At 70.4% G+C, this 21,009-nt stretch carries 20 protein-coding genes; 8 read left to right on the top strand and 12 right to left on the bottom strand.

The genetic code is table 11. The features are described 5' to 3' along the window. Positions 1 to 10: 10 nt before the first annotated feature. Positions 11 to 1,120: a Rieske 2Fe-2S domain-containing protein gene (locus OG556_RS01240; protein WP_371515407.1), complete on the bottom strand. Its 1,110-nt coding sequence runs from the start codon at positions 1,118 to 1,120 to the stop codon at positions 11 to 13. 168 nt (positions 1,121 to 1,288) lie between these two features. Between OG556_RS01240 and OG556_RS01235 the strand changes: the two genes are divergently transcribed. Next, entirely contained in the window at positions 1,289 to 1,453 is a 165-nt protein-coding gene (locus OG556_RS01235; protein ID WP_371515406.1) for a hypothetical protein, read from the top strand. Here the strand turns inward: OG556_RS01235 and OG556_RS01230 are convergent. Then, positions 1,450 to 2,970, bottom strand: coding sequence for an MFS transporter (locus OG556_RS01230; RefSeq protein WP_371515405.1), 1,521 nt, complete (start codon positions 2,968 to 2,970; stop codon positions 1,450 to 1,452). The two genes, OG556_RS01235 and OG556_RS01230, sit on opposite strands and share 4 nt — an antisense overlap. A 163-nt stretch (positions 2,971 to 3,133) precedes the next feature. Next, on the bottom strand, positions 3,134 to 3,910 hold the full coding sequence (locus tag OG556_RS01225; protein ID WP_371515404.1) for a hypothetical protein: 777 nt from the start codon (positions 3,908 to 3,910) through the stop codon (positions 3,134 to 3,136). A gap of 545 nt (positions 3,911 to 4,455) precedes the next feature. Here OG556_RS01225 and OG556_RS01220 point away from each other — a divergent pair. From OG556_RS01220 to OG556_RS01205, 4 genes are all read left to right on the top strand, one after another. Continuing rightward, positions 4,456 to 5,298 (top strand): NmrA family transcriptional regulator, encoded by an 843-nt coding sequence (locus tag OG556_RS01220; protein WP_371522511.1) that lies wholly within the window; start codon positions 4,456 to 4,458, stop codon positions 5,296 to 5,298. 84 nt (positions 5,299 to 5,382) lie between these two features. Further along, on the top strand, positions 5,383 to 6,042 hold the full coding sequence (locus OG556_RS01215; RefSeq protein WP_363633641.1) for a hemerythrin domain-containing protein: 660 nt from the start codon (positions 5,383 to 5,385) through the stop codon (positions 6,040 to 6,042). A gap of 191 nt (positions 6,043 to 6,233) precedes the next feature. Next, positions 6,234 to 6,842, top strand: a complete 609-nt coding sequence (locus tag OG556_RS01210) for a DUF1772 domain-containing protein (RefSeq protein WP_371515403.1) — start codon at positions 6,234 to 6,236, stop codon at positions 6,840 to 6,842. A gap of 477 nt (positions 6,843 to 7,319) precedes the next feature. After that, the gene (locus OG556_RS01205; RefSeq protein WP_371515402.1) at positions 7,320 to 7,553 is read left to right on the top strand and encodes a hypothetical protein; all 234 of its coding nucleotides are present in this window, start codon (positions 7,320 to 7,322) and stop codon (positions 7,551 to 7,553) included. Between the two features lie 73 nt (positions 7,554 to 7,626). On the opposite strand, the gene OG556_RS01200 is transcribed toward OG556_RS01205, so the two are convergent. Continuing rightward, positions 7,627 to 9,000 carry a M64 family metallopeptidase gene (locus tag OG556_RS01200; protein WP_371515401.1) on the bottom strand — a complete coding sequence of 458 codons (1,374 nt, stop codon included), beginning with the start codon at positions 8,998 to 9,000 and terminating at the stop codon, positions 7,627 to 7,629. Positions 9,001 to 9,102: 102 nt separating this feature from the next. Then, positions 9,103 to 9,837, bottom strand: coding sequence for a hypothetical protein (locus OG556_RS01195; protein WP_371515400.1), 735 nt, complete (start codon positions 9,835 to 9,837; stop codon positions 9,103 to 9,105). Positions 9,838 to 10,217: 380 nt separating this feature from the next. On the opposite strand from OG556_RS01195, the gene OG556_RS01190 reads away from it, so the two are divergent. Further along, positions 10,218 to 10,559 (top strand): hypothetical protein, encoded by a 342-nt coding sequence (locus tag OG556_RS01190; RefSeq protein WP_371515399.1) that lies wholly within the window; start codon positions 10,218 to 10,220, stop codon positions 10,557 to 10,559. 142 nt (positions 10,560 to 10,701) lie between these two features. On the opposite strand, the gene OG556_RS01185 is transcribed toward OG556_RS01190, so the two are convergent. Further along, positions 10,702 to 11,892 carry a cytochrome P450 gene (locus OG556_RS01185; protein ID WP_371515398.1) on the bottom strand — a complete coding sequence of 397 codons (1,191 nt, stop codon included), beginning with the start codon at positions 11,890 to 11,892 and terminating at the stop codon, positions 10,702 to 10,704. A 182-nt stretch (positions 11,893 to 12,074) separates the two neighbouring features. On the opposite strand from OG556_RS01185, the gene OG556_RS01180 reads away from it, so the two are divergent. Together OG556_RS01180 and OG556_RS01175 are read left to right on the top strand one after the other, a co-directional pair. Beyond that, a complete protein-coding gene (locus OG556_RS01180) occupies positions 12,075 to 12,749 on the top strand; it encodes a helix-turn-helix domain-containing protein (protein WP_371515397.1) in 675 nt (224 codons plus the stop codon). Positions 12,750 to 12,866: 117 nt separating this feature from the next. Continuing rightward, positions 12,867 to 13,706, top strand: a complete 840-nt coding sequence (locus tag OG556_RS01175; protein WP_371515396.1) for an SAM-dependent methyltransferase — start codon at positions 12,867 to 12,869, stop codon at positions 13,704 to 13,706. A 172-nt stretch (positions 13,707 to 13,878) separates the two neighbouring features. On the opposite strand, the gene OG556_RS01170 is transcribed toward OG556_RS01175, so the two are convergent. From OG556_RS01170 to OG556_RS01145, 6 genes are all read right to left on the bottom strand, one after another. Continuing rightward, positions 13,879 to 14,541 (bottom strand): 4'-phosphopantetheinyl transferase, encoded by a 663-nt coding sequence (locus OG556_RS01170; RefSeq protein WP_371515395.1) that lies wholly within the window; start codon positions 14,539 to 14,541, stop codon positions 13,879 to 13,881. Beyond that, the gene (locus OG556_RS01165; RefSeq protein ID WP_371515394.1) at positions 14,538 to 15,425 is read right to left on the bottom strand and encodes an alpha/beta fold hydrolase; all 888 of its coding nucleotides are present in this window, start codon (positions 15,423 to 15,425) and stop codon (positions 14,538 to 14,540) included. The genes OG556_RS01170 and OG556_RS01165 overlap by 4 nt, the downstream gene beginning before the upstream one ends. Next, positions 15,422 to 15,910: an SRPBCC family protein gene (locus OG556_RS01160; RefSeq protein ID WP_371515393.1), complete on the bottom strand. Its 489-nt coding sequence runs from the start codon at positions 15,908 to 15,910 to the stop codon at positions 15,422 to 15,424. Before OG556_RS01160 ends, OG556_RS01165 begins: the two co-directional genes overlap by 4 nt. A 753-nt stretch (positions 15,911 to 16,663) precedes the next feature. Further along, the gene (locus OG556_RS01155) at positions 16,664 to 18,154 is read right to left on the bottom strand and encodes an FAD-binding protein (RefSeq protein WP_371515392.1); all 1,491 of its coding nucleotides are present in this window, start codon (positions 18,152 to 18,154) and stop codon (positions 16,664 to 16,666) included. 356 nt (positions 18,155 to 18,510) lie between these two features. After that, the gene (locus OG556_RS01150) at positions 18,511 to 20,070 is read right to left on the bottom strand and encodes a flavin-containing monooxygenase (protein WP_371515391.1); all 1,560 of its coding nucleotides are present in this window, start codon (positions 20,068 to 20,070) and stop codon (positions 18,511 to 18,513) included. Positions 20,071 to 20,087: 17 nt separating this feature from the next. Then, positions 20,088 to 20,975, bottom strand: a complete 888-nt coding sequence (locus OG556_RS01145) for a class I SAM-dependent methyltransferase (RefSeq protein WP_371515390.1) — start codon at positions 20,973 to 20,975, stop codon at positions 20,088 to 20,090. Positions 20,976 to 21,009 lie beyond the last annotated feature (34 nt).

Below are 21,009 nucleotides of genomic sequence, written 5' to 3'. Positions count from 1 at the left end.
GTACCTCCGCTCAGGGCTGGGCGAGCCCGCTGCGGGCACCGTTCTCGGCCCGGACGGTGAGGGCGGCCGGCGCGGGCAGGTGTTCCTGGTGGTCCGGCGGGTAGAACTGCCGGGCCCAGTGCCGCAGGGCGCCGATCGGCCCGTCGCCGGGGGCGAGCCGGGGCGGCGACAGGTACTTCTTGGTGGACCAGATCGGGAAGTCGGCCGCCGTGAACTCGCAGCTGCGCTTGAACATCGGGCCCGCCAGCAGGCTCGACAGCGACCGGCTGACCGCCCTGCCGAGCACGGGCGGCAGCCGGGACGGCTCGTCGAAGGAGAACCGGCTCGCCTGCCGGAACTGCATCCGGCCGGGCGCGACCATGGTGGCCATCACCAGCGAGCACATCTTCAGACCGAGGGCCGGGGTGTGCACGTCGGTGTGCAGGCAGGCGAGGCCGTAACCGTCGACCTCGATATCGACCTGGCGCCGACCCAGCAGCGGGAAGTCCTCCTGGACCCGCATGGAGATGTGGAAGCGCGTGCCGTCCCAGTCGATCGGGGCCGCCAACTCGCCGCTCGGCCAGCCGTGCAGGGTGACGAAGTGGCCCAGGTCCACCGCGTTCTCCATGACGTCCTGGGCGTAGCCCGCCATCTCCCAGGCGGCGTGCCGGGGCGGCTGGTGCCCGAGGGTGTGCCACTCCGGGATCTCCCAGTCCGGCCGGCGGCCGTCGTGGTGGCGCCAGACGAAGACGACGTCGTTCACCTCGCGGACCGGAAGCTGCGCCAGGGAGGCCTTCGGCGGCGCGGAGCCGTACCCCGTCCGCACGCACTTGCCGTCCGGGTCGAAGGCGAAGCGGTGGAAGGGGCAGACCAGGTCGTCGCCCTCCACCTCGGCGAGGCCGAGGTGGGCCCCCAGGTGCGGGCAGTAGGGGCGGATCGCGCGGATCGCCCCGCTCCGCAGCCGGTACAGCACGACGTCCTCCCCGGCCAGCCTGCGGGTGAGCACCGTGCCGGGCTTGAGCTCGTCGGAGAAGCCGACCGAGGCCCACCCGTCCGGGTAAGGCAGGCCCGGCGGCAGCGCGACGTCGCCCGCGGTCGGGCCCTCGCCGATGGGCTGGACGTGCTTGAAGGACCCGCGCATGAACTCTCCTCCTGGCCCACCAGGCTCCGATCTCGGCAGCTCAGCCGGCCCACCCGGGAAATTCGCCTCCGAACGGAACGCCCCGCATGCTAACCGCAGACCGATGGGGCCCGCGCGAACAACATGGCTTATATCAAAGAAGTCTGATGATTCATCAGAAAATCTCCGATGCGACCTTCGACGGCCGGACGGCTGAGCGATTCCAGGGCGGGCCGATCCACCGGCCGATCCACCGCAGCGCCCGGGGCGGACGAGGACCTGCTGCGCCTGCTCGCCTGGGACACCCCGCTGCCGGCCCCGGACGAGGCCGCCCGCGAGGGCGGCACAAGCTAGCGGTCCGCCGCTTCGACGGCGCTCAGCGGGGCCGCCAGGTCCTCCAGGCTGCGCCGTTCCGCCCGCACGCCGATCGCGGCCTCGACCAGCCCCGCGGCCGTCATCAGCGCCGCCCCGATGCAGAACGCGAGCGTGGTGTCGGAGACCTTCCCGCTGCTCACCAGGCCGTTGAAGAGCAGCGGGCCGCTGATGCCGCCGACCGCCGTGCCGACGGCGTAGAAGAAGGCGATGCACATCGCCCTGGTCTCCAGCGGGAAGATCTCGCTGACCGTCAGGTAGGCCGCACTCGCCCCCGCCGAGGCCAGGAACAGCACGGCCGTCCAGCAGGCCGTCATGCCGGCCGCGCTCAGCGCGCCCTGCTGGAACAGCGCGGCGGTGCCGAACAGCAGCACGCCGGAGCCGATGTACGTGCCGGCGATCATCGGCACCCGCCCGACCGAATCGAAGAGGTGGCCCAGCAGCAGCGGGCCGAGGAAGTTGCCGACCGCGATGACCGCGAAGTAGTAGCCGGTGTCGCCCTCCGGAACGTCGAAGTAGAGGGTCAGGATGACCGCGTAGCCGAAGGTCACGGCGTTGTACAGGAACGCCTGCCCGATGAAGAGCGCGAGGCCGAGCACCGTGCGGCGCGGGTAGCGGCTGATCACGGTGCGGGCGATCGTGACGAAGCCGAGCGGGGCGCGCTCGCGGATCAGGATCGGCCGGTCGGTGACGGCCGGCAGCGGGCTGCCGGTCTCCCGTTCCACGATCCGCTCGGCCTCGGCCACCACCTCCTCGGCCTCCGGCGCCCGCCCGTGGGTGAACAGCCAGCGCGGGCTCTCCGGGACGTGCCGGCGGACCAGCAGGATCACCAGGCCCAGCACGACACCGATCCCGAAGGCGAGCCGCCAGCCCACGTCGGTGGCGAACAGCGCGGTGTTCAGCAGCGCGACGGAGGCGAAGGCGCCGAGCGCGGCGCCGATCCAGAAGCTGCCGTTGATGATCAGGTCGACCCGGCCGCGCACCCGGGCCGGGATCAGCTCGTCGATCGCCGAGTTGATCGCCGCGTACTCGCCGCCGATGCCGAACCCGGTGAAGAACCGGCAGAGGAAGAAGAACCAGGCCGTCCAGGACAGCGAGGTCACGGCGGTCGCCGCCAGGTAGACGGCGAGCGTCACCATGAAGAGTTTCTTGCGCCCGAGCCGGTCGGTCAGCCAGCCGAAGAACAGCGCGCCGGAGCAGGCGCCCGCCACGTACACGGCGGCCGCGATCGTCGTCACCTGGGTCGTCGAGATGGCGATGCCGCTGCCGGGCTGCGCGAGCCTGGCCGCCATGTTGCCGACGATCGTCACCTCGAGGCCGTCCAGGATCCAGACGGTGCCCAGGCCGATCACGATCCGCCAGTGCCAGCGGGACCACGGGAGCCGGTCCAGCCGGGCCGGCACGTTGGTCTCGATGACCCCGGACCCGGCCCCGGACCCGGACCCGGGGGCCGCACCGCCGTGCGGGTTCCGCGCGGATGACTTCGCCGGATCGGCCATGCGGGGCTCCTTCGCTCGCCGTATCGAGACGCCCCGTCTGCCCGCTTTCCGCGGGATCGAACGCGGGCGCCCTCTTCGCTACGTTCGGTGAGCTTCGACGCTCCCTCCGTCATCATGCCCCGGGGGAGGAGGAGCCGCCCGGGGAGGCGTTGCTCCTGGCGGGCTACTGCTCGACGTACTTGCGCAGCACCTGCTGGTAGTCCGCGAAGTCCGGCTCGGTGTGCAGCTTGGAGACGTCCTTCTTCAGGTAGACCATGCTGGGGCAGCTGGGTTTGGCGCTGCCCAGCAGCTGTTCGGTGCCGACCTCCTTCCCCGTCCTGGCCTCGTAGACGGTCACCTCGTACCTGCCGCGGTAGAGCTTGAGGGTGTCCGAGGTGAACTTGCAGTCGGTGAGGAACTCGCCCTCGTCGGGTGAGCCCAGGCAGGCGATCAGCTGGACGCGGTACGGGTCCAGGCGGGTCCCGCTCCAGTAGTCCGGCGAGCCGGCGGCGGGGGAGGCGGGGTGCGAGGAGCCGGACTCGCTGACGGTGAACATCGCGACCGGGTGCGGTCCGGCGCCGGTGTGTTCGGCGGTCTTGGGGAAGTACTTGCGCGCGATGTCGGAGGCGCAGCCGGCGTCGAGGTCGGAGATCCGGCTGAGTGCCTTGTCGCTCGCCTTCGGCTCGAAGATCACCCAGTACACGCCGTACCCGAGGACTCCGACCATCGCGAGCGCGACCACCCGCGTGGCGATCGTCCGTCCCTTGCGCTGGCCGGGTGTCAACTGCCGTGCGGCGCCGGTGGCGGCGCGCTTCCTGGTCACCACGGCGTAGGCGAGGAAGAGGATCGGGGACGCCGCCACCACGGCGAACAGCACACCGATCGGGGCGTTTCCGCCGTTGAACGCGATCATCGAGAAGATCACCGAGATCGCGGCGAGCAGGACTATCAGCTTGGCCATGAACATGCCCTCCCACAGGTCGACAGCAGCCGCGAGACTACCGCTGCCGGGGCGGGGCGCGGACGCCCGTACCCGGCCCGGACGCGCTCCCGGCGCCCGCCGCCGTCGCCGCCCCGGTGTCCCGCCGGAATTCCACCCGCATTTCCGCACCATCGGCGATTTTCTTCCCCGCCGCTTTCCGGAACTCTTTCGACGCCGATTTCCGGAGGTGGTGGAGACGGGGTGGAGAGGTGCTGGAAAGGGCTTTCCGGCGGGGGTGCGGTGTGTTGTGGTGGGGTGGTGGTGGAGCCGGGCCGCACCCCCGTGGCGGCCCGGCCCGGCCGGACAGCCGCTGGTGGGCGGCGTAGACGCTCGCGCATGGATGTGAGTGCGGTGGCTATGGTTCGCCGACTCGGGGTGGATTTGAATGGTGCCATGACGACGAACCGACCGGGCTCGCAGAACGGTAGGGGCCCGCGGATCGCGTCGGACCTCCCGGGCGCCGCCGGCGCCTTCGGGGGTCGGTTCCGTCAGTTTCCTCCGTCTCTCCGAATGAGGTGCTCGTGATGGCTCGTAAGGGTGTTGTGGATCTTCCGGTCGGTGCTGGTGTGGTGCTGGTGGTGGGTGGGACGGGTAAGACCGGTCGGCGGGTGGCGGAGCGGTTGGCGGGGTCGGGTTATGAGGTGCGGGTGGGGTCGCGGTCGGGGGCGGTGGCGTTCGACTGGCATGACGAGGGGACGTGGGAGGCGGCGCTGGAGGGGGTGAGTGCGGCGTATCTGACGTACTACCCGGATCTGGCGTTTCCGGGGGCGGTGGAGGCGGTGGGGGCGTTCGCGCGGTTGGCGGCGCGGCGTGGTGTGGGGCGTCTGGTGCTGCTGTCGGGGCGTGGTGAGGAGGCGGCGGAGGCGGGGGAGAAGGCGGTGATGGAGTCGGGGGCCGCGTGGACGGTGGTGCGGTGCGCGTGGTTCAACCAGAACTTCAGTGAGAGTTTCTTCCTGGATCCGGTGTTGGCGGGGGAGTTGGCGTTGCCGGTGGGGGGTGCGGTGGAGCCGTTCGTGGATGCGGAGGACATCGCGGATGTGGCGGTGGCGGCGTTGACGGAGGCGGGGCATGCGGGGGAGGTGTACGAGTTGACGGGGCCGCGGTTGCTGTCGTTCGCGGATGTGGCGGTGGAGCTGTCGCGGGCGACGGGTCGTGGGGTGCGGTTCGAGGCGGTGTCGGAGGCGGCGTACCGGGGGGTGTTGGAGGAGGCGGGTCTGCCGGGGGACTTCGCGGAGCTGTTCTCGGTGATCCTGGACGGTCGTAACGCTTCGTTGGGGGACGGGGTGCGGCGGGCGTTGGGGCGTGAGCCGCGGGACTTCGCCGACTTCGCCCGCGAGGCCGCCGCCTCGGGCGTGTGGAACGTGTGATCCGGCTCGTCGGTGGCGGCCCGAACAGGCCGCCACCGGGCGGGCGTTGGTCGTGTATCCGGACATAACAGTGGAGGTTTGGCCATGTCGGACGGCAAGCAGGTCTGGTCGAGTGAGCAGGGCGTCGGCGCGCTGCCCGGGCACATCCGGGGCTTCGGGCTGATGCACGTGGCGATGCGCCGGGACGCCGCGCGGCTGAGCGCGGCCGCCGCCCGGGGTTCGTCCGCGGGCGGCTGGGGCCCCGCGGCGGCCCTGGCGGACTGGTTCGGCCGGCTGCGGGCCGTCATCGACTGGCACCACCACAGCGAGGACGAGATCCTCTGGCCCTTCCTGCGCGAGCGGCTGGCCGGCTTCGACGGCGGCGGCATCCTGGAGCAGGACCACGAAGCGCTCGACCGGACGATGCGCCGGGTCGCGGACGTGCTCTCCGCCCGCCGGATCGCCGAACTGCCCGAGGCCGCGGCGGGGTTCGAGAACCTGATCCGCGAGCACCTGGGGCACGAGGAGCCGGTGGTGTTCCCGGCGATCGCGGGCCTGCCGGTGGACGAGTACCTGCGGGTGGAGCGGCGGATCATCCAGAGCGCGCCGGGGCAGGTCATGACGTACCTGCAGCCGTGGATGTTCGACGGCGCGGACGCGGCGTCCGTGCGGGCCGTGTCGGCCACCATCCCGGGCCCGGTGCGGCTGATCGGGCGCACGGTGCTGGAGCGCCGGTACCGGCGCACCCTGAACCCGGTTCTGTGACCGCCGGCCCCTTTCCGACTCCCGGCACTCCTCCCGACACTCTCCGATGCCGCAAGTGCCTTGGCGCGTGGCGGGGTTCCGGTTGTCGCGGTTCGGTTGCGGGGGGCACCGCACGGTGGGTGGTGTCGTTCGTTCCGCTGTTCGCCGGCACCGCGTCCTGCGGGGTCGGGAGAGTGAAAAGGGGTCCTGTGATGCGTTCGGATCAGAGGTCGGCACCGGTGTCGTACGCCGTCCCGTCGGCCATCGGCGGTGTGCGGCCGGGGAGTTCACCGCACGGCGGAACCGCCGGGCAGGGCCGCGCCGCCGGGCCCGTCCTGGCGGGCGCCACCATCGCGATGGGCCTGATGGCGGGCCTGTTCTTCGCCTTCGACGTGTCGGTGATGCCCGGCCTCGCGGCCGGGGACGACCGGACGTACGTGACGGCGATGCAGCACATCAACTCGTCGATCGAGAACGGGATGTTCGGCCTGGTCTTCGTCGGCGCCTTCGCCGCCACCGGCGTGGCGGCCTGGCTCCAGCACAAGGCCGGCCGGCGCCAGGCGGCGCTGTGGGCGGCCGGGGCGACGGTGCTGTACGTGGTGGCGCTGATGGTCACGATGGGCGTCAACATCCCGCTCAACAACGAGCTGGCGGCGGCCGGCGACCCGTCCCAGATCCACGACTTCGCGGGCGTGCGCGCCAAGTTCGAGGGCACCTGGGTGGCCGCGAACATGCTCCGCACGCTGCTCTGCACGGCGGGCCTGGCGGCCCTGAGCCGCTCGCTGGTCCTGCACGGCCGGTTCAGCCGCCTGGGCCGCTGAGCGGCCCGGCCGCGCGCCGCTGGGCTGCGCGGCCGCGGGGATGCCCGTCCGCCTCGTGCGGGCGGGCCTTCGTGCGTTTCGGGTGCGGTGGATCTGACGGCGAATCTGACGGCGGATCTGACGGAGGGCCTGATGGCGGGCCTGGTGGCGGGGCGCCCGAGTGCGCCGGGGCGTGCGCCGGTGCGCCGGGCCAGTGCTGTCGGTCAAGTCGCCTGGGACGTCCTGGACTTGGCGATCCGGGGGCTATGGGTGGAGCATGGGCGGGCCCGGTCGTTGCGGCGCGCTTGCGCCGCCGCCGGGCCGTACGGTGGTCGGCGTGTCCGGTGGGCTGGAGAGGGGGCGGGGTCTGTGGTGGCGGTGGTACGTCCGTACCTGATCCGGGGGAGAGCGGTTCCCCTGGCCAGATATCTGGCGGAGGAGGACATCGAGGGTCTGGTGGCGTGTTCGTGCATCGGGAACGAGGTCACGATCGACCTCGTGGACACCCGGATCCTGGTGACCCTGGCCGACGTGGCCGGGGCGGTGCGGCTGAACTTCGACATGGTCCAGGACGGTCCGGCCAAGGCGCGTTCCTGGTCCCGGCGCCTGCCGGGCGACGCGGGGCCGGGTGAACTCGCGGCGCGGATAGCCGTGGACGTGCGGACGCTGGCCCGCGAACTGGACCCGCTGCGGCGCAACCCCCCGCGCAGGCCTGGAGAGGGCGGGCGGTAGGCGCGGACGACAGGCCCCGGGCCCGGCAGCACCGTGCTGCCGGGCCCGGGGCCTCGGCCGTGGTGGACGCGCGTCAGCGCGTCACCAGCCAGGACAGGCTCCCGGTCAGGTGCTCGCGCAGCGCCGGGTCGGCCACCGCCGGGGTGGGGTCGGTGGCGACGGCCGTGAGCAGGTGCGGCCGGGAGCGGGGTCCGCCCGGGTGAAGGGCGGCGAGGTCGGGCGCGGTGCGCCCGCGCTGCCCGGGCAGCTCGCGCCCGTCCAGGAACCAGCGCAGCAGGGTGCCCGGGACGGGCAGGTCGACGGTGAGGCGGCTGGCGGTGGTGAGCCGGGTGCTGGTGGGGACGGGGCTCGTCAGCGGGGTCGCGTGGCGGTAGAAGCCGGCGATCATCGCCTCCCGTCCGGGCAGGTTGAACTCCCGCCCGAGCGAGCGCATGATCGAGTTCTCGGTCGGCCGGTAGAGCCCCGTCGGGTAGTAGCCGCCGCCCTCGTACGCGCCGACCGTCCCGCCGTCGGGTGACGTCCGACCGAGCCAGCGGGACCACTTGGTGCCCTGGGCCCGCATCCGGTCGGCCGTCAGCGTGCTGATGTTGGCCTCGGCCGGCTCCGCGCCCTGGTAGGTGCCCTGGCCGTCGTACGCGTACTCGTCGGCGAGCTTGCCCAGCGAGTGCCCGGTCTCGTGCACCGCGATCTGCCCGGACTTCGCATTGCCGCCCGCGACGGTGGCGATGCCCTCGTAACCGAGCGGGGACTTCACGTCGTTGTAGCCCGCGCCGCCGTACTTGGTGCTGTTGGCCACCACGATCACCAGGTCCGCCTTCGGGGCCTTGGCCGCGTAGCGCTCGACCGCCTTCTCGTCCACGCAGAGCAGCCGCTCCACCCCGTCGCACCAGAAGTACGAGCCCAGCGCGGTGTGCCGGACGGTCGTCTGGTCCGGATCCCCGGAGACGCCCGACTCGGGCGAAACGGCCGACACCGCCCAGACGTTGAACAGGTTGCGGTAGGTGGCGTACGGCTCGACGGCGGTGATCTCGCGCCACTTCTCGGCCGCGTCGCTGCGGAACTTCTCCTGTTCCTGCGCCGTGTAGCCGTCGCCGATGACCACCACGTCGAGCTTGGTGGCCGTATCACCGTTGCGCACCAGCGCGGTGACGTCGCCGTCGTCCTGCATCGGGGCCACGCCCTGGGCGCGGGAGCCGGCCGTGTACGGGGAGCCGCCGGGGACGAGGGCCCGGGAGATGCCGCCGTCCTCGCCGAACACCTCGACGGGGTGCCGGCCGTCCGCCGGAGCGGCTGTGGGGGCGGCGCCCGTCGTGGTTCCGGGCGGGGCTCCGGGTGCGGCTCCGGGTGCGGCGAGCGCGGGGGCGCCGCCGAGGAGGGCCGCGGCCAGGGCGGTGGTGAGGAGGGTTGCGGCGGTTCTGGTCCTGCGGCTCCTGGTACTGCTGGGCATGGGTGGCCTCCCCGGTGGTGGCGTGAGCGGGAGGTGGCAGCCTATTTCCCATGTTGAGAACCTGACAACCTGTGAGGGGCATTCCGGATCCGCTCCGGGCCGCTAATCCGCGGACATCCCGCTGATGACGGAGAGCGCGAGCAGCCAGGCCAGGACGGCCAGGGTCACGGTCACGGGCAGCGGCCAGCCCATCAGGAGGATCATGGCGGCGCCCACCTGCGTGGTGACCGCCATGGGTACGGACATCCCGGCCGGGGTCCACCAGGAGCGCAGGTTCGGCCCGAGCAGGCCGCCCGTGACCAGGGCCGTGCCCGCGCCGACCAGCAGCGCCAGCTTCAGGATGGCCAGCCACAGGGTGTGCGGATTGCGGGCCCGGTGCCCGTGGTAGTCGACCTCGACCACCTGGCCCCGCCAGACCGTCAGGTTCACGACCGTGTCGGTCCGCACGTCGTCGTAGAACGCCTCCCCGACGTCGTAGTCGGCGGTCGGAGCCTTCTCGCGGGCCACGGTCAGGGTGTACGAGGTCGAGTCGCCGTCCCGCTCCGTCGCCCGCTTCGTCACCCGCCCGCTCTCCCGCAGCGTGCAGTCCACCCCGGGCCCGATCGCCGGAGCACCGCAGACCGGGGCACCGCGGTACGCCCACCCCTCGTGGTACGTGTCGACGAACCGCGCGAACCCGAGTCCGACCGCGGTCAGGCCGAGCAGCAGGAGCAGGGCCCGCAGCACGACCCGCAGCGCCTGCGCGGCGGCCCGCCCGCGCGGCCGGGCGTCCTGCGGGCCCGGCGGCTTGCCGAACAGCGTCATCGGACTCCCCCTCGTCTGGACGTCGGTCGCCATGCGGGCCGACACCCGGCAGGCCGTGGGCGGCACGGACTTGGATGATGCCAGGGACGCGTGCGGGGCGGGAGGAAGCCAACACCGCTGTGACGGACTTGTGCCATGCCGGAGGTGCGGGAGGTGTGCCGGCGCCCGCGTGTTTTCGGCCGTTCCGGGCGCGGGCGGGCCACCTCGGCGGCCCCATCGGCGGTGCCCCGTCGCAGGAATTCGTGATCGACGGGCCAACAGGCCTGACCAGGCCGGGGCAGGCGCATTTTCCGCCGTCATATGCTCGCGGATCCGGCCGCTCCCTAAAGTCACCGCAGACAGAGCGCCGGGCTGCTCCCCGAGCCGCCGCCCGGCGCCCCCACGCGCACCACCGACCCCGAGGACGGGAAGCTGTGAACATCCGGACCAGGAACAGGATCGCGGGCGGCCTCGCGGCGTTCGCCACGGCCACGGCGCTGGGCCTCGCCGCGGCCCCGGCCGCACAGGCGCAGACCGCCTCCCCGGACGCGCTGCAGAGCATCAACTGCAGCACCGGCACGTTCGGGACCGACGGCACCCAGCAGTACTTCAACATCTCCTGTTCGGGCACCGGAACCACCAAGTGGTGGGTCAACGTGAGCTGTTCCGACAACTCCACCCGCACCGTGGGCCCGTACACCACCTTCCTGAACGTGCGCGTCTACTGCCCGCCGAACACCACCGCCCTGAGCGGCTGGGTGAGCTACACCCCCTGAACCCGGTGACGCCGGCGGCCCGGCACACCCCCCGTGGGTGTGCCGGGCCGCGCGGTGTGTCGGGCCCCTCCGTCCGGGCGGGTCCCCCGGTCCCGGCCCGGACCCCGGCCCCGGCCCCGACCTCGCCCGGGCCGGTCCCCGGTCACACGTCCCAGGTGACCGGGAGGCTCTTCACCCCGAAGATGTCCGCGGTCTCCGGCCGCAGGCCGACCTCCTCCGCCGGTACGGCCAGGCGCAGCGTCGGGAAGCGCTTGACCAGCGCGGTGATCGCGACGCTCAGCTCGACGCGGGCCAACTGCTGCCCCAGGCACTGGTGGACGCCGTGGCCGAATGCCAGGTGCCCGGCGTACTGCCGCCGGAAGTCGAGCACGTGGGGATCGGCGAAGCGCTCGGGGTCACGGTTGGCGGTGTGGTACGACAGGATGACCGTCGTGCCGGCCTTGATGGTCTGGCCGGCCAGCTCGACGTCCTCCAGCGCCGTCCTCATGAACGACTTGGCGACGCTCAGGTACCGCAGCAGTTCCTCGACGGCCCGGCCGGTGAGCGTGGGGTCGGAGCGCAGGTCGGCCAGCTGCGCCGGGTTCTGCAGCAGCGCGAAGGTGCCCAGCGCCAGCATGTTCGTGGTGGTGTCGAGCCCGGCCGCCAGCAGGACCAGACTGACGCCCCTCAGCTCCTCGTCGGTGAGGTCGCTGTCCATGAGGTCGCTGAGCACGTCGTCCGTGGGGTTCGCGCGCTTGGCGGCCACCAGCTCCGCGAGGTACTGCTGGGTCGCGGTGTAGGCCGCGATCAGCTCCTCGTCGCTCGTCTCCCCGTTCATGAACGAGTCGATCTGCTCCTGGAAGGAGCCGCGGTCCTCGTACGGCACCCCCAGCAGCTCGCAGATCACGATGGCGGGGATGGGCTTGGCGAACGCGGTCACCAGGTCAGCCGACGGCCCGGCCGCCTCCATGGCGTCCAGGCACTCGGCGGTGATCTGCTCGATGCGCTCGGCGAGCAGCCGCATCCGCCGCACGGTGAACTTGCCCACCAGCGGCTTCCGGTAGCGCCCGTGCTGCGGGTCGTCCGTGAGGAGGAACTCGCCGGGCGGAGCCGGAGGAATCTCGAAGTCGCCCACGTTGATGAGCTCCTTGCGCGAGCTGAACCGCGGGTCGGCCAGGACCGACCTGACCAGCTCGTACCCGGTGATCATCCAGCCGGCCGCCCCGGTGGGGTGGGTGTAGCGGCTGATGGGGCCGTGCCGTCGGGCGTCGGTCAGCTCGGCCGGCGGGTCGAAGGGGCAGCCGGGCGGGCGCGCCGTCGGCAACGTGGTGACGGTGTGGACGGATTCACCCATGACCGTTCCTCATCTCGCGGAAATGCGTCTTCGGGACTCTTCGAAAGCTACGTTGCATTCACCATGGTCGCAATGAGTGGTAGGAGTTTTCCCTGTTCAACGGCGGTAAATTGATGCAATGACGCTGAAGTCGAATGCAATGCCGCATTGCAATGAATGAATGCGAAGGCAATACTGGCGGCATGCCAGGAGGACGACTGACCCAGCAGGAACGCCAGCGCATCGCGGCCGGACTCGCCGACGGGCTCTCCTACGCCGAGATCGCCAGACGGCTCGACCGGCCGACCTCGACGATCAGCCGGGAGATCGGGCGCAACGGCGGCCCGAGCGGCTACCGGCCCGAACAGGCCCACCGGGCGACGGTCCAGCGCGCGCGGCGCGGCACCCCGGCACCGCCGCCCGCGGACGGGCCCTCGGGCAGCCCGACGGGAGAGGAGATCATCGACATGGCGGTCAGGACGGGGCTGCCGAGGATGACGGCGCGCGTGCACATCGACCTGCTGCTGTCCGAGGACGGCCGGCGCACCGCGGCCGAGCTGACCCGCAGGCTGAACGTCAGTGCGGCCTCCGTCTCCGTGGCCGTGAACTACCTGGTCCAGCACGGGTACGTCCGGCGCGAACGCGATCCGCAGCGGCGTCGCGACATCTACGTGGTCGACGACGAGGCCTGGTACCACTCGATCATGATCGGCTCGCGGGAGACGCTCGGGACGGCGCGGATCGCGATGACGGCCGCGGCGGAGTTCGGGCCCGACAGCCCCGTGGGGCAGCGGCTGGCCAGGGGCGGGACGTTCCTGGAACGCGTCATCCGGGACATGATGGATTCCGCCGACCGCTGGCGTCACCTCTTGACCTGACCTCATGGCGCTGCGTCAACTCACCGTTCCCGCTTGCCAGGTGCCCGTCCGGACCAGCCCGGTCCGGCGAGGGGAGTGCCGGCCCGGGCGAATCGGCGTCGGGATAGATTCCCGGGCATGACGACCACCGACCCGCTGAGCCCGGTCTCCCGTACGGCCCTGTCCGTCGCGCTGGTGCGCGCCTACGAGAGCTCCCGCCCCGAACCGCTCTTCACCGACCCCTACGCCGCCGCCTTCGTCACCGCCTCCGGCATGCCGATGCCCACCTCGGGGCCGGCGAGCGGCCTCGCCAAAGGCCTGGTGGTCCACGGCATCCTGCGCACCCGCTTCTACGACGACCGCCTGCTCGCCGCCGGCGCGGACCAGGTCGTCCTGCTCGCGGCAGGCCTGGACGCGCGCGCCTACCGGCTCGACTGGCCGGCCGGCACCCGCCTCTTCGAACTCGACCTCGCGCCCGTCCTGACCTTCAAGCAGCAGGTCCTGGACGAACTCGGCGCCGACCCGGCCGGCGAACGCACCACGCTGCCCGGCGACCTGCTGGACCCGGACTGGCCGCGCCGCCTCGTCGAAGCCGGCTTCGACCCGGAGCGGCCCACCGCCTGGCTGGCCGAAGGACTGCTGGTCTACCTCACCGCCGACCAGGCGGCCGGCCTGCTCACCGCCGTCGGCACCCTCTCCGCCCCGGGCAGCCGACTGCTGCTGGAGAAGGGCCGGGACGTGACCAGTACCCCGCAGGACCCGGCCCTCGCCCACATCACCGACCTGTGGCAGGGCGGCCTCGGCCCCCAGACCCACGAGTGGCTCGACGCCCACGGCTGGACCACCCGGCTCACCCTGCTCGACGAGGTGGCCGCCGCGTACGGCCGCCCCTTCCCGCCCGGCTCGGGCCCGAGCACCACCGGCTTCATCGAAGCGGTGCGCACCGGCGACAACGGTCCTGCCAACCCTGCGCGTTGAGGACGAAAGCTTAGGTGGGGCAGGCGGCGCGGTCGGCGATGAGCGTGAGCGTGTGGGCCAGTGCCATGGGCCGGGCTTCTTTGCCGCTCGGGGTGGGTCCGGCTGACCGATCCGTCGGTTGTCCCCTCGGCGCTGCGGCGCTGCGGCGCTGCGGTGCTGCGGTGCTGCGCGCTCAGCCGGTCGTGGTCCCGTGCGGGATGGTGAGGGCGGTGAGGAGGACGGCGTCGGTGCTGGTCCACCGGCCGTGGCAGCGGCCGGGCAGATGGGGGTGGTGGGCGGTGAAGGTGTGGTCGGGGTGGAGGCGCACGGAGATGCCGGCCAGGCCGGTCCAGCGTCGGGTGAGCGGGTAGCAGGCCTTGTAGGTGGCCTCCTTGGCGCTGAAGAGCAGTCGGTCCCAGGGGACTTGGCCGTGAGGTAGCCGGTCGAGCCGGTGGCGCTCGTCCTCGGAAGCGGTGAGGGCGAGGACCCCGCCGGGGAGCGGTAGGGCGGGCTCGGCGTCGATGCCGAGCGAGATGACATCGGCCGCGTGTGCCGCAGCGCAAGCGGTGTAACCGTCGCAGTGGGTGATGCTCCCGACGGCCCCCGACGGCCACTCGGGAGCCCCGCCCGGCCCCGGGAGCAGCGGGACCGGAGGGTGGCCGAGCTGGGCGAGAGCACGACGGGCGAGCGTGCGGGCGGCGGTGAACTGCCGCTGCCTGCGGGCCGATCGGCCACTGATGTGGGCGCGCTCCGCAGGAAGGAGCGCGCCCTGGGGCGGCGGCCCGAAGGCCTCGGTGCAGTGGACGGTTGGCGGCAGGAGCCTGCCCAGCTCGGTGGTGAGGGAGGTGGTGGTCACCGCTGCGACGTGAGGGTGAGCTGGTGGATCTGGCGGGCGAGCTGGTCGGGGGCTTCGAGCGGGAGGATGTGGCCGGCGTCGGAGAGGGTGTCGACGGTGGTGTTGGGGAGGTGGGTTTGGAGGGTGCGGATGTGGGCCTGGCCGACGGAGGTGTCGTGGCTGCCACGGAGGATCGTGGTGGGGGTGGTGATGTTCCGGAGGTGGGGGGTGTGGTCCATGGCGCTGGTGGAGGCGAAGGTGGTGAGACGGGTGTGGGGGTTGGTGTTGGCGAAGAGGCGGCGGTTGGTCTCCTGGGTGTGAGCGGGGGTGTTGGGGTGGAGGGTCTTCTTCAGGAGCTGGCGGCCGAGCCGGGGGCTCTTGAGGGCGCGCTGGAAGGCCTTCGTCTTCATGATGCGGAGTTCGCCCGGAGGGGTCTGCTGGTCGTCGGCGGCGCTGGCGGCGAGGAGGAGGCCGACGAGGCGCTGGGGCGCGGTGCGGGGGGCGTCGGCGTAGAGCTGGGTGGCGTAGGCGAGCGCGGCGTAACCGCCGCCTGAGTGGCCGGCGATGACGACGGGTCGGTGAGGGGCGAGGGCATCGGCGACGGTGGCGAGGTCGTGCCCGAGCTGCTGGATGGTGAGGGCCTTGGAGCCAAGGGTGCTGGTGCCGTGCCCGCGCTGGTCGTAGGCGGCGACGGTGTGGCCCTGGGCGGCCAGCAGCCGGGCGGTGGCGTGCCAGACGGTGTGGGTGGCGCCCCAGCCGTGGGCGAGGACGATCAGGGGCGCGCTGGTGGGGGCGGTGTCGTGGGGGTCGACGTGGGCGGGGTGGTGGATGGCGACGGTGAGTCGGGCGCCGTCGGGGGTGGTGGTGGTGAGGTCGGTGATGGTGATGTCAGCGGTGGTGGTCACGAGGTGCTCCTGTTTGTGCTGGTGGTGTGTGTGAGTTGGTGGTTGAGGTTGGTGAGGGCGTTGTGGGTGGCTTTGGTGTGTTGGTTGGGGATGGTGTGTTTGGGGAGGAGGGTGGGCCAGCCGTGGGGGGTGGTGGTGAAGGTGATGGTGAGTTTGGTGTGTTGGTTGTTGTGGGTGGGGGTGAGGGTGTAGGTGGTGGTGCCGGTGAAGTGGCCGGTGTGGGTGGTGGTGAGGGTGTGTGGGGGTGTGATGTGGGTGGTGGTGGCGGTGAAGTGGATTTTGGGTCCGGGTTTGGTGTGGCCGTTGGGGTGGACGGTGATGTGGGTGGTGCCGCCGGAGTGTTCGGGGGTGGGGTTGCCGGGTTGGTGGGTGTTGTGGGGGGTCCACCAGGTGGTGGTGCCGTTGAGTTCGGCGATGAGGTGGTTCCAGACCTGGTGGGTGGGGGCGTGGATGACGGCTTCGTTGACGAGGTCGTAGGTGTGCATGGTGTGGTCCTCCTGTCCTTTTCCGGGTTCCTGATGTCTTGGGTTCCTGAGCTCTTTTTCTGACCTTCTGGCCTTCTGGCTTGTTGGCCTGTATTTCTTTTTTGCCGTTTGCCGTTTGCCGTTTGCAGCTTGCAGCTTGCAGCTTGCAGCTTGCAGCTTGCCGCTTGCGGGTTTTTTTTGCTGGTTTGTTTTGTCTGTCTGTGGTGGGGGTCTTCTGTTTGTGGTCGTCGGCGGTTGTGTATCTGCCGCCTGCCGCCTGCCGCCTGCCGCTTGTGGCTTGTGCCTGTGGTTTGCTTGTTTGTTGGTTTGTGTGTTCTTGTTTTCGTGCTTTGTCTTTTATTTGGTTTGTGCCTGTGTCTGGGCTTGTTTTATTGGTGTGTTTTTGTGTGCGTGTTCTTGTGTCTGTGCCTGCTGTGCGTCTGTTCGGTGCTTGTGTTTCTGGGCTTGCTGTGTGCCTTCGCCTGGGTGTCCGGGTCTGTGTCTGGGCTTGGGCCTGTATGTCTGTGCTTGCCGGCTGTCTGGTGTCTTCTGTTTGTGTGCCGTGTGCCGTGTGCCGTGTGCCGTGTGCCCGTTTTTCTGTGTCTGTGTGTTTATTTGTCGATGCCTGTGCGTCTGGGCCTGTGTATTCGTCTGTGTGTCGGTGTTCGCGCCCGCGCCTGTGCCTGTGTTTCTGTGCCTGCGCGTCTGGGCCTGTGTCTGTGCTTGTTTCTGTGTCTTTGCCTGTGTGTTTGTTTGTGTGTTTGTGTGTTGTTGTTAGGGGAAGATGTTTTGGCCGGGGGTGAGGGTGTGGGTGGGGTCGTATTTGTGTTTGGTGTTGGTGAGGTTGTTCCATTGGGGGCCGTAGTGGTTTTTCCAGTCGGTGGGGGTCATGTGGGGGATGGCGCCGACGAGGTAGCGTTTGGCGCCGAGGGTGGTGGCGTGGTCGTAGAGGGTGCGGTTGTGGGTGAGTTGGGTGGTGGGGTTGGTGTCGGGGTGGGGGAAGGTGAGGAGGTCGAAGAGGTAGGTGGTGGGTTCGTTTGGGGTGATGGCGTAGGGGTGGGTGAGTTTGTTGGTGGGGAAGGGGTAGAAGAGGAGGAGGCCTTGGCCGAGGGTTTCGGGGGTGAGGAGGGGGGTGGCGTAGGTGATGAAGTTGGCGGCTTGGGTGGCGGGGAGGAAGAGGCTGAGCCAGGGTTTGGGTTGGTTCCAGTAGCCGAGGTTTTTGAGGTTTTGGGTCCAGGTGTCGGCGCGGTAGGTGTATTCGCGGTAGGTCTGGTCGGTGGTGGTGGTGGTTTGGTTGGGGTTGGGGTTGAGTCCGGTGAGGAGGGGTGTGGGGTTGGGGGGTGTGGTGCCGTTGTAGTAGGTGGCGGTTTCGATTTTGTAGAGGGGGGTGGTGTCGTGTTGGGGGATGATTTCGCCGATTTGGGTGTGGAAGCGGCCGTCGTTGAGGATGGTTTGTTGGTCGGTGAGGTAGGTGGTGAGGTTGTTGTAGTAGAGGTTGAAGACGAGGGCGCGTTGGGGGGCGGGGATGAGTTTGACGGTGGCGCGGATGATGATGCCGAATTGTCCGGCGCCGGCGAGGGCGGCGTGGAAGAGGTCGCGGTTTTTGGTGGGGGTGGCGGTGAGGAGGTGGCCGGTGCCGGTGATGATGTCGATGGATTCGACGGTGTCGGCTTGGAGGCCGTGTTTTTGGACGGTGTTGCCGATGCCGCCGATGCTGATGGTGCCGCCGATGGAGAGGTGGAGGTAGTCGGTGAGGCAGGGTGGGGTGAGGCCTTGGTTGAGGGCGGCGTCGGTGAGTTGGGCCCAGGTGACGCCGGCGTCGACGGTGGCGTTGGTGGGGGTGATGGTGTGGATGCGGTTGAGGGTGCGGGCGTCGATGCTGATGCCGCCGTTGGTGGAGGCTTGGCCGTAGTTGGAGTGTGATTCGAGGTCGTTGTCGGTGCCGCTGCGGCCGTTCATGGCGACTTTGAGGCCGTTGCGGCGGGCGTAGTTGATGATTTTGATGATGTCTTGGTCGGAGCCGGGTTTGAGGACGGCGTGGGGGGTGTTGGTGGTGAGGCGGCCGAAGTCGTGGCTGAATTCGGTGAGGGTGGTGGTGTCGGTGGTGAGGGTGCCGTCGAGGGTGGGGATGGGGGAGAGGTGGCCGTGGGTGGTGGGGGTGTTGGTGGTGGCCCAGGTGCGGGTGGTGGTGTTGTAGGCGGTGATGAGGGCGGTGGTGGCGGTGGTGGTGAGGAGGGTTCGTCGGGTGAGGTTGGGGTTGGGCATGGGTTTCCTGTTCGGGTAGTGGGTGTGTTCGGGTGGTGTGTGTTTGTTCGTGGTTGGGTGTCTGATGGTGTGATGTTCGGGGGTTGGTGGCCGGGTGGGTGGCCTGGTGGTGGTTGGTGTGTGAGGGCGGGTGGGTGGGTCCTGGGGGTGGGGGGCTTGCTGGGTCCGTGTGGGTGTTCGGTTGTCGGTCGTGTGTGCGTGCGGTTTCGGTGGGGTGTCCCGGGGTGTGGGCCGGCCGGGCGGCGGGGTCCGTGGGTGGGCGGGTGCCGCCCGGCCGTGTTGGGTGTGCCTGTGTGGTTGTCCCGTGTGCCCGTGTGCCCGAGCGTGTGTGTCCGGGTGTGCGCGCGTGTGTGGGGTCAGGGGGTGGTGTGGGTGACGGTGGCGCGTTGGTAGTTGAGGAGGTCGAAGCGGCGGGTCTGGCGGCGGAAGCGGTAGGTGTAGGTCGGCCAGATGGAGGGGTTGTTGCCGTGCTGGTCGGTGTACCAGCTCCGGCAGCCGCCGGCGTTCCAGACGGTGTTCTTCAGGCGGGCGGTGAGGGTCTGGTTGTAGGTGTCCTGGGCTTCGGGGCGGACCTCGACGGAGGTGATGCCGTGGGTGTCGATGGTCTTGAGGGCGTCGACGATGTAGGCGATCTGGGCTTCGATCATGACGGTCTGGGAGGAGTGGCCCAGGGTGGTGTTGGGGCCCAGGAGCATGAAGAGGTTGGGGAAGCCGTGGACGGTGGTGCCGCGGTGGGCCTTCATGCCGTGGGTGTGCCAGGTGTCGCGCAGGGTGGTGCCGTCGCGGCCGTGGATGCGGCGGGCGACGGGGCGGTCGGTGGCGGTGAAGCCGGTGGCCAGGATGATGGTGTCGACGGTGCGGGTGGTGCCGTCGGCGGTGGTGATGTGGGTGGGCCCGATGTCGGTGATGGTGTCGGAGACGATGTCGACGTTGGGCTGCTGGATGGCGGGGTACCAGGTGTTGGAGAACAGCAGGCGCTTGCAGCCCACCGTGTAGTCGGGGGTCAGGCGCTCGCGCAGGGCGGGGTCGGCGACGGACTTCTTGAGGTGGCCGGCGGCCATGTTCTTCATGCCGGTGGTGCGGCCCGGGCGGGACATGAAGAACGCGACGATCTCGCGGCCGTTCTTGTTGAACGCGCGGCGGAAGCGCTGGTAGCCGGGCAGGTGGCGCAGCATCCAGGTGTGGCGCGCGGTGTTGGGCTTGTCGGGTTTGTGGGCGACCCAGGGCGGGGTGCGCTGGTAGAGGTCGAGGCGGGCGACCCGGTCCTGGATGGCGGGGACGAACTGGATGGCGGAGGCGCCGGTGCCGATGACGGCGACGTTGCGGCCGGTGAGGTCGTGGTCGTGGCGCCAGCGCGCGGAGTGGAACACGGTGCCGGTGAAGGTGGACAGGCCCGGCAGGTCGGGGACGGCGGGCTCGGACAGGTAGCCGGTGCCGGTGACCAGGATCTGCGCGGTGTAGCGGCCGTGGGTGGTGTGGATGCGCCAGTGGCGGTGGTCGCCGTCCCAGTGGGCGTCGAGGAGTTCGTGGCCGTAGCGCAGGTGGGGTTCGACGCCGAAGCGGCGGGCGGTGTCCTTGAGGTAGGCGTGGACTTCGGCCTGGGTGGCGAAGGTGGACTTCCACTCCGGGTTGCGGGCGAAGGAGAAGGAGTAGAGGTGGGCCTGGACGTCGCAGGCGCAGCCGGGGTAGGTGTTGTCGCGCCAGGTGCCGCCGAGGTCGGTGGCGCGTTCGAAGACGAGGAAGTCGTCGGTGCCGGTCTGCAGGAGGCGGATCGCGGTGCCCAGGCCGGAGATGCCGGCGCCGATGATGGCGACTTTGAGGTGGCGCACGGCGGTGGTGTCGGGGTGTGCGGTGGCGCCGGCGGGTTCGGGCTGGTCGGCTCCGGAGGGGGCGGGGTGTTCGGCGGTGGTGGTCATGGCCGGGGTGTCCCCTTTCAGGCGCGGCGGGTGAGGGTGACGCGGAAGTTGTTGAAGATGTGGTCTTCGAGGGTGTAGGCGAAGATGTCGAGGTAGCGCTCGAAGCGCTGGACGGTGGTCTCGTCGGCCATGGCGACGGCCTCGTCGCGGCGGGCGGCCAGGAGCTCGAGCCAGGCGCGGCAGGCGCGGGCGAACGACTCGGGTTCGTTGCGGATCTCGGTGACCTCGAAGAGGCCGTCGAGGCCGGCGGCGAGTTCGGGCAGGCGCGGGATGTGGCAGCCCTCGAACTCCTCGCGCTGGAGGAACTTGAGGTCGTCCAGGAGCTGGCGGCGCAGCGGGGGGTTCTCGACGGTCATGGTGTGCAGGACGAAGCGGGCGCCGGGCTTGAGCAGGGAGTGGACCTGCTTGAAGAAGACGCGGTAGCGCTGGGTGCGCTCCTTGGGGGTGAGGGAGGAGAGCACGAAGTGTTCGAGGGCGTTGATGCAGAACGCGGCGTCGTAGGGCTCGCCGTCGGCCTTGTGGTCCTCCCAGCTCTCGACGCGGGCGTGGATGGCGGGGTTGTCGAGGGCGGCGACGAAGTCGGCCTGGGTGCGGGAGAGGGTGACGCCGACGGCCTGCTGGACGCCGTGGACGGTGGTGAGGCGGTTGAGCATGGTGCCCCAGCCGCAGCCGATGTCCAGGACCTTGGCCTTGCCGGCGGCCTGGGCGAGGTCGGTGAAGACGTCGAGCTTGCGTTCCTGGGCCTCGTCGAGGGTGGCGACGAGGTCCTCGCCGTCCTCCCAGTAGCCGCCGGAGTACATCATGGTGGGGCCGAGGATGAGGCGGTAGAGGTCGTTGCCGACCTCGTAGTGGTGGCGGATCGCGTCGACGTCGGGGTTGATGGAGCGGGTCTCGGCGGTGGTCATGCGGGTGTGCCCCTGTTCTGATGGCGGATCGGGT

It is taken from the genome of Kitasatospora sp. NBC_01300 (assembly GCF_041435235.1).
Classification (GTDB): Bacteria; Actinomycetota; Actinomycetes; order Streptomycetales; family Streptomycetaceae; genus Kitasatospora.
Note: the sequence above shows the minus strand (reverse complement) of the source record. Positions and strands in the feature narration are given on the sequence as shown.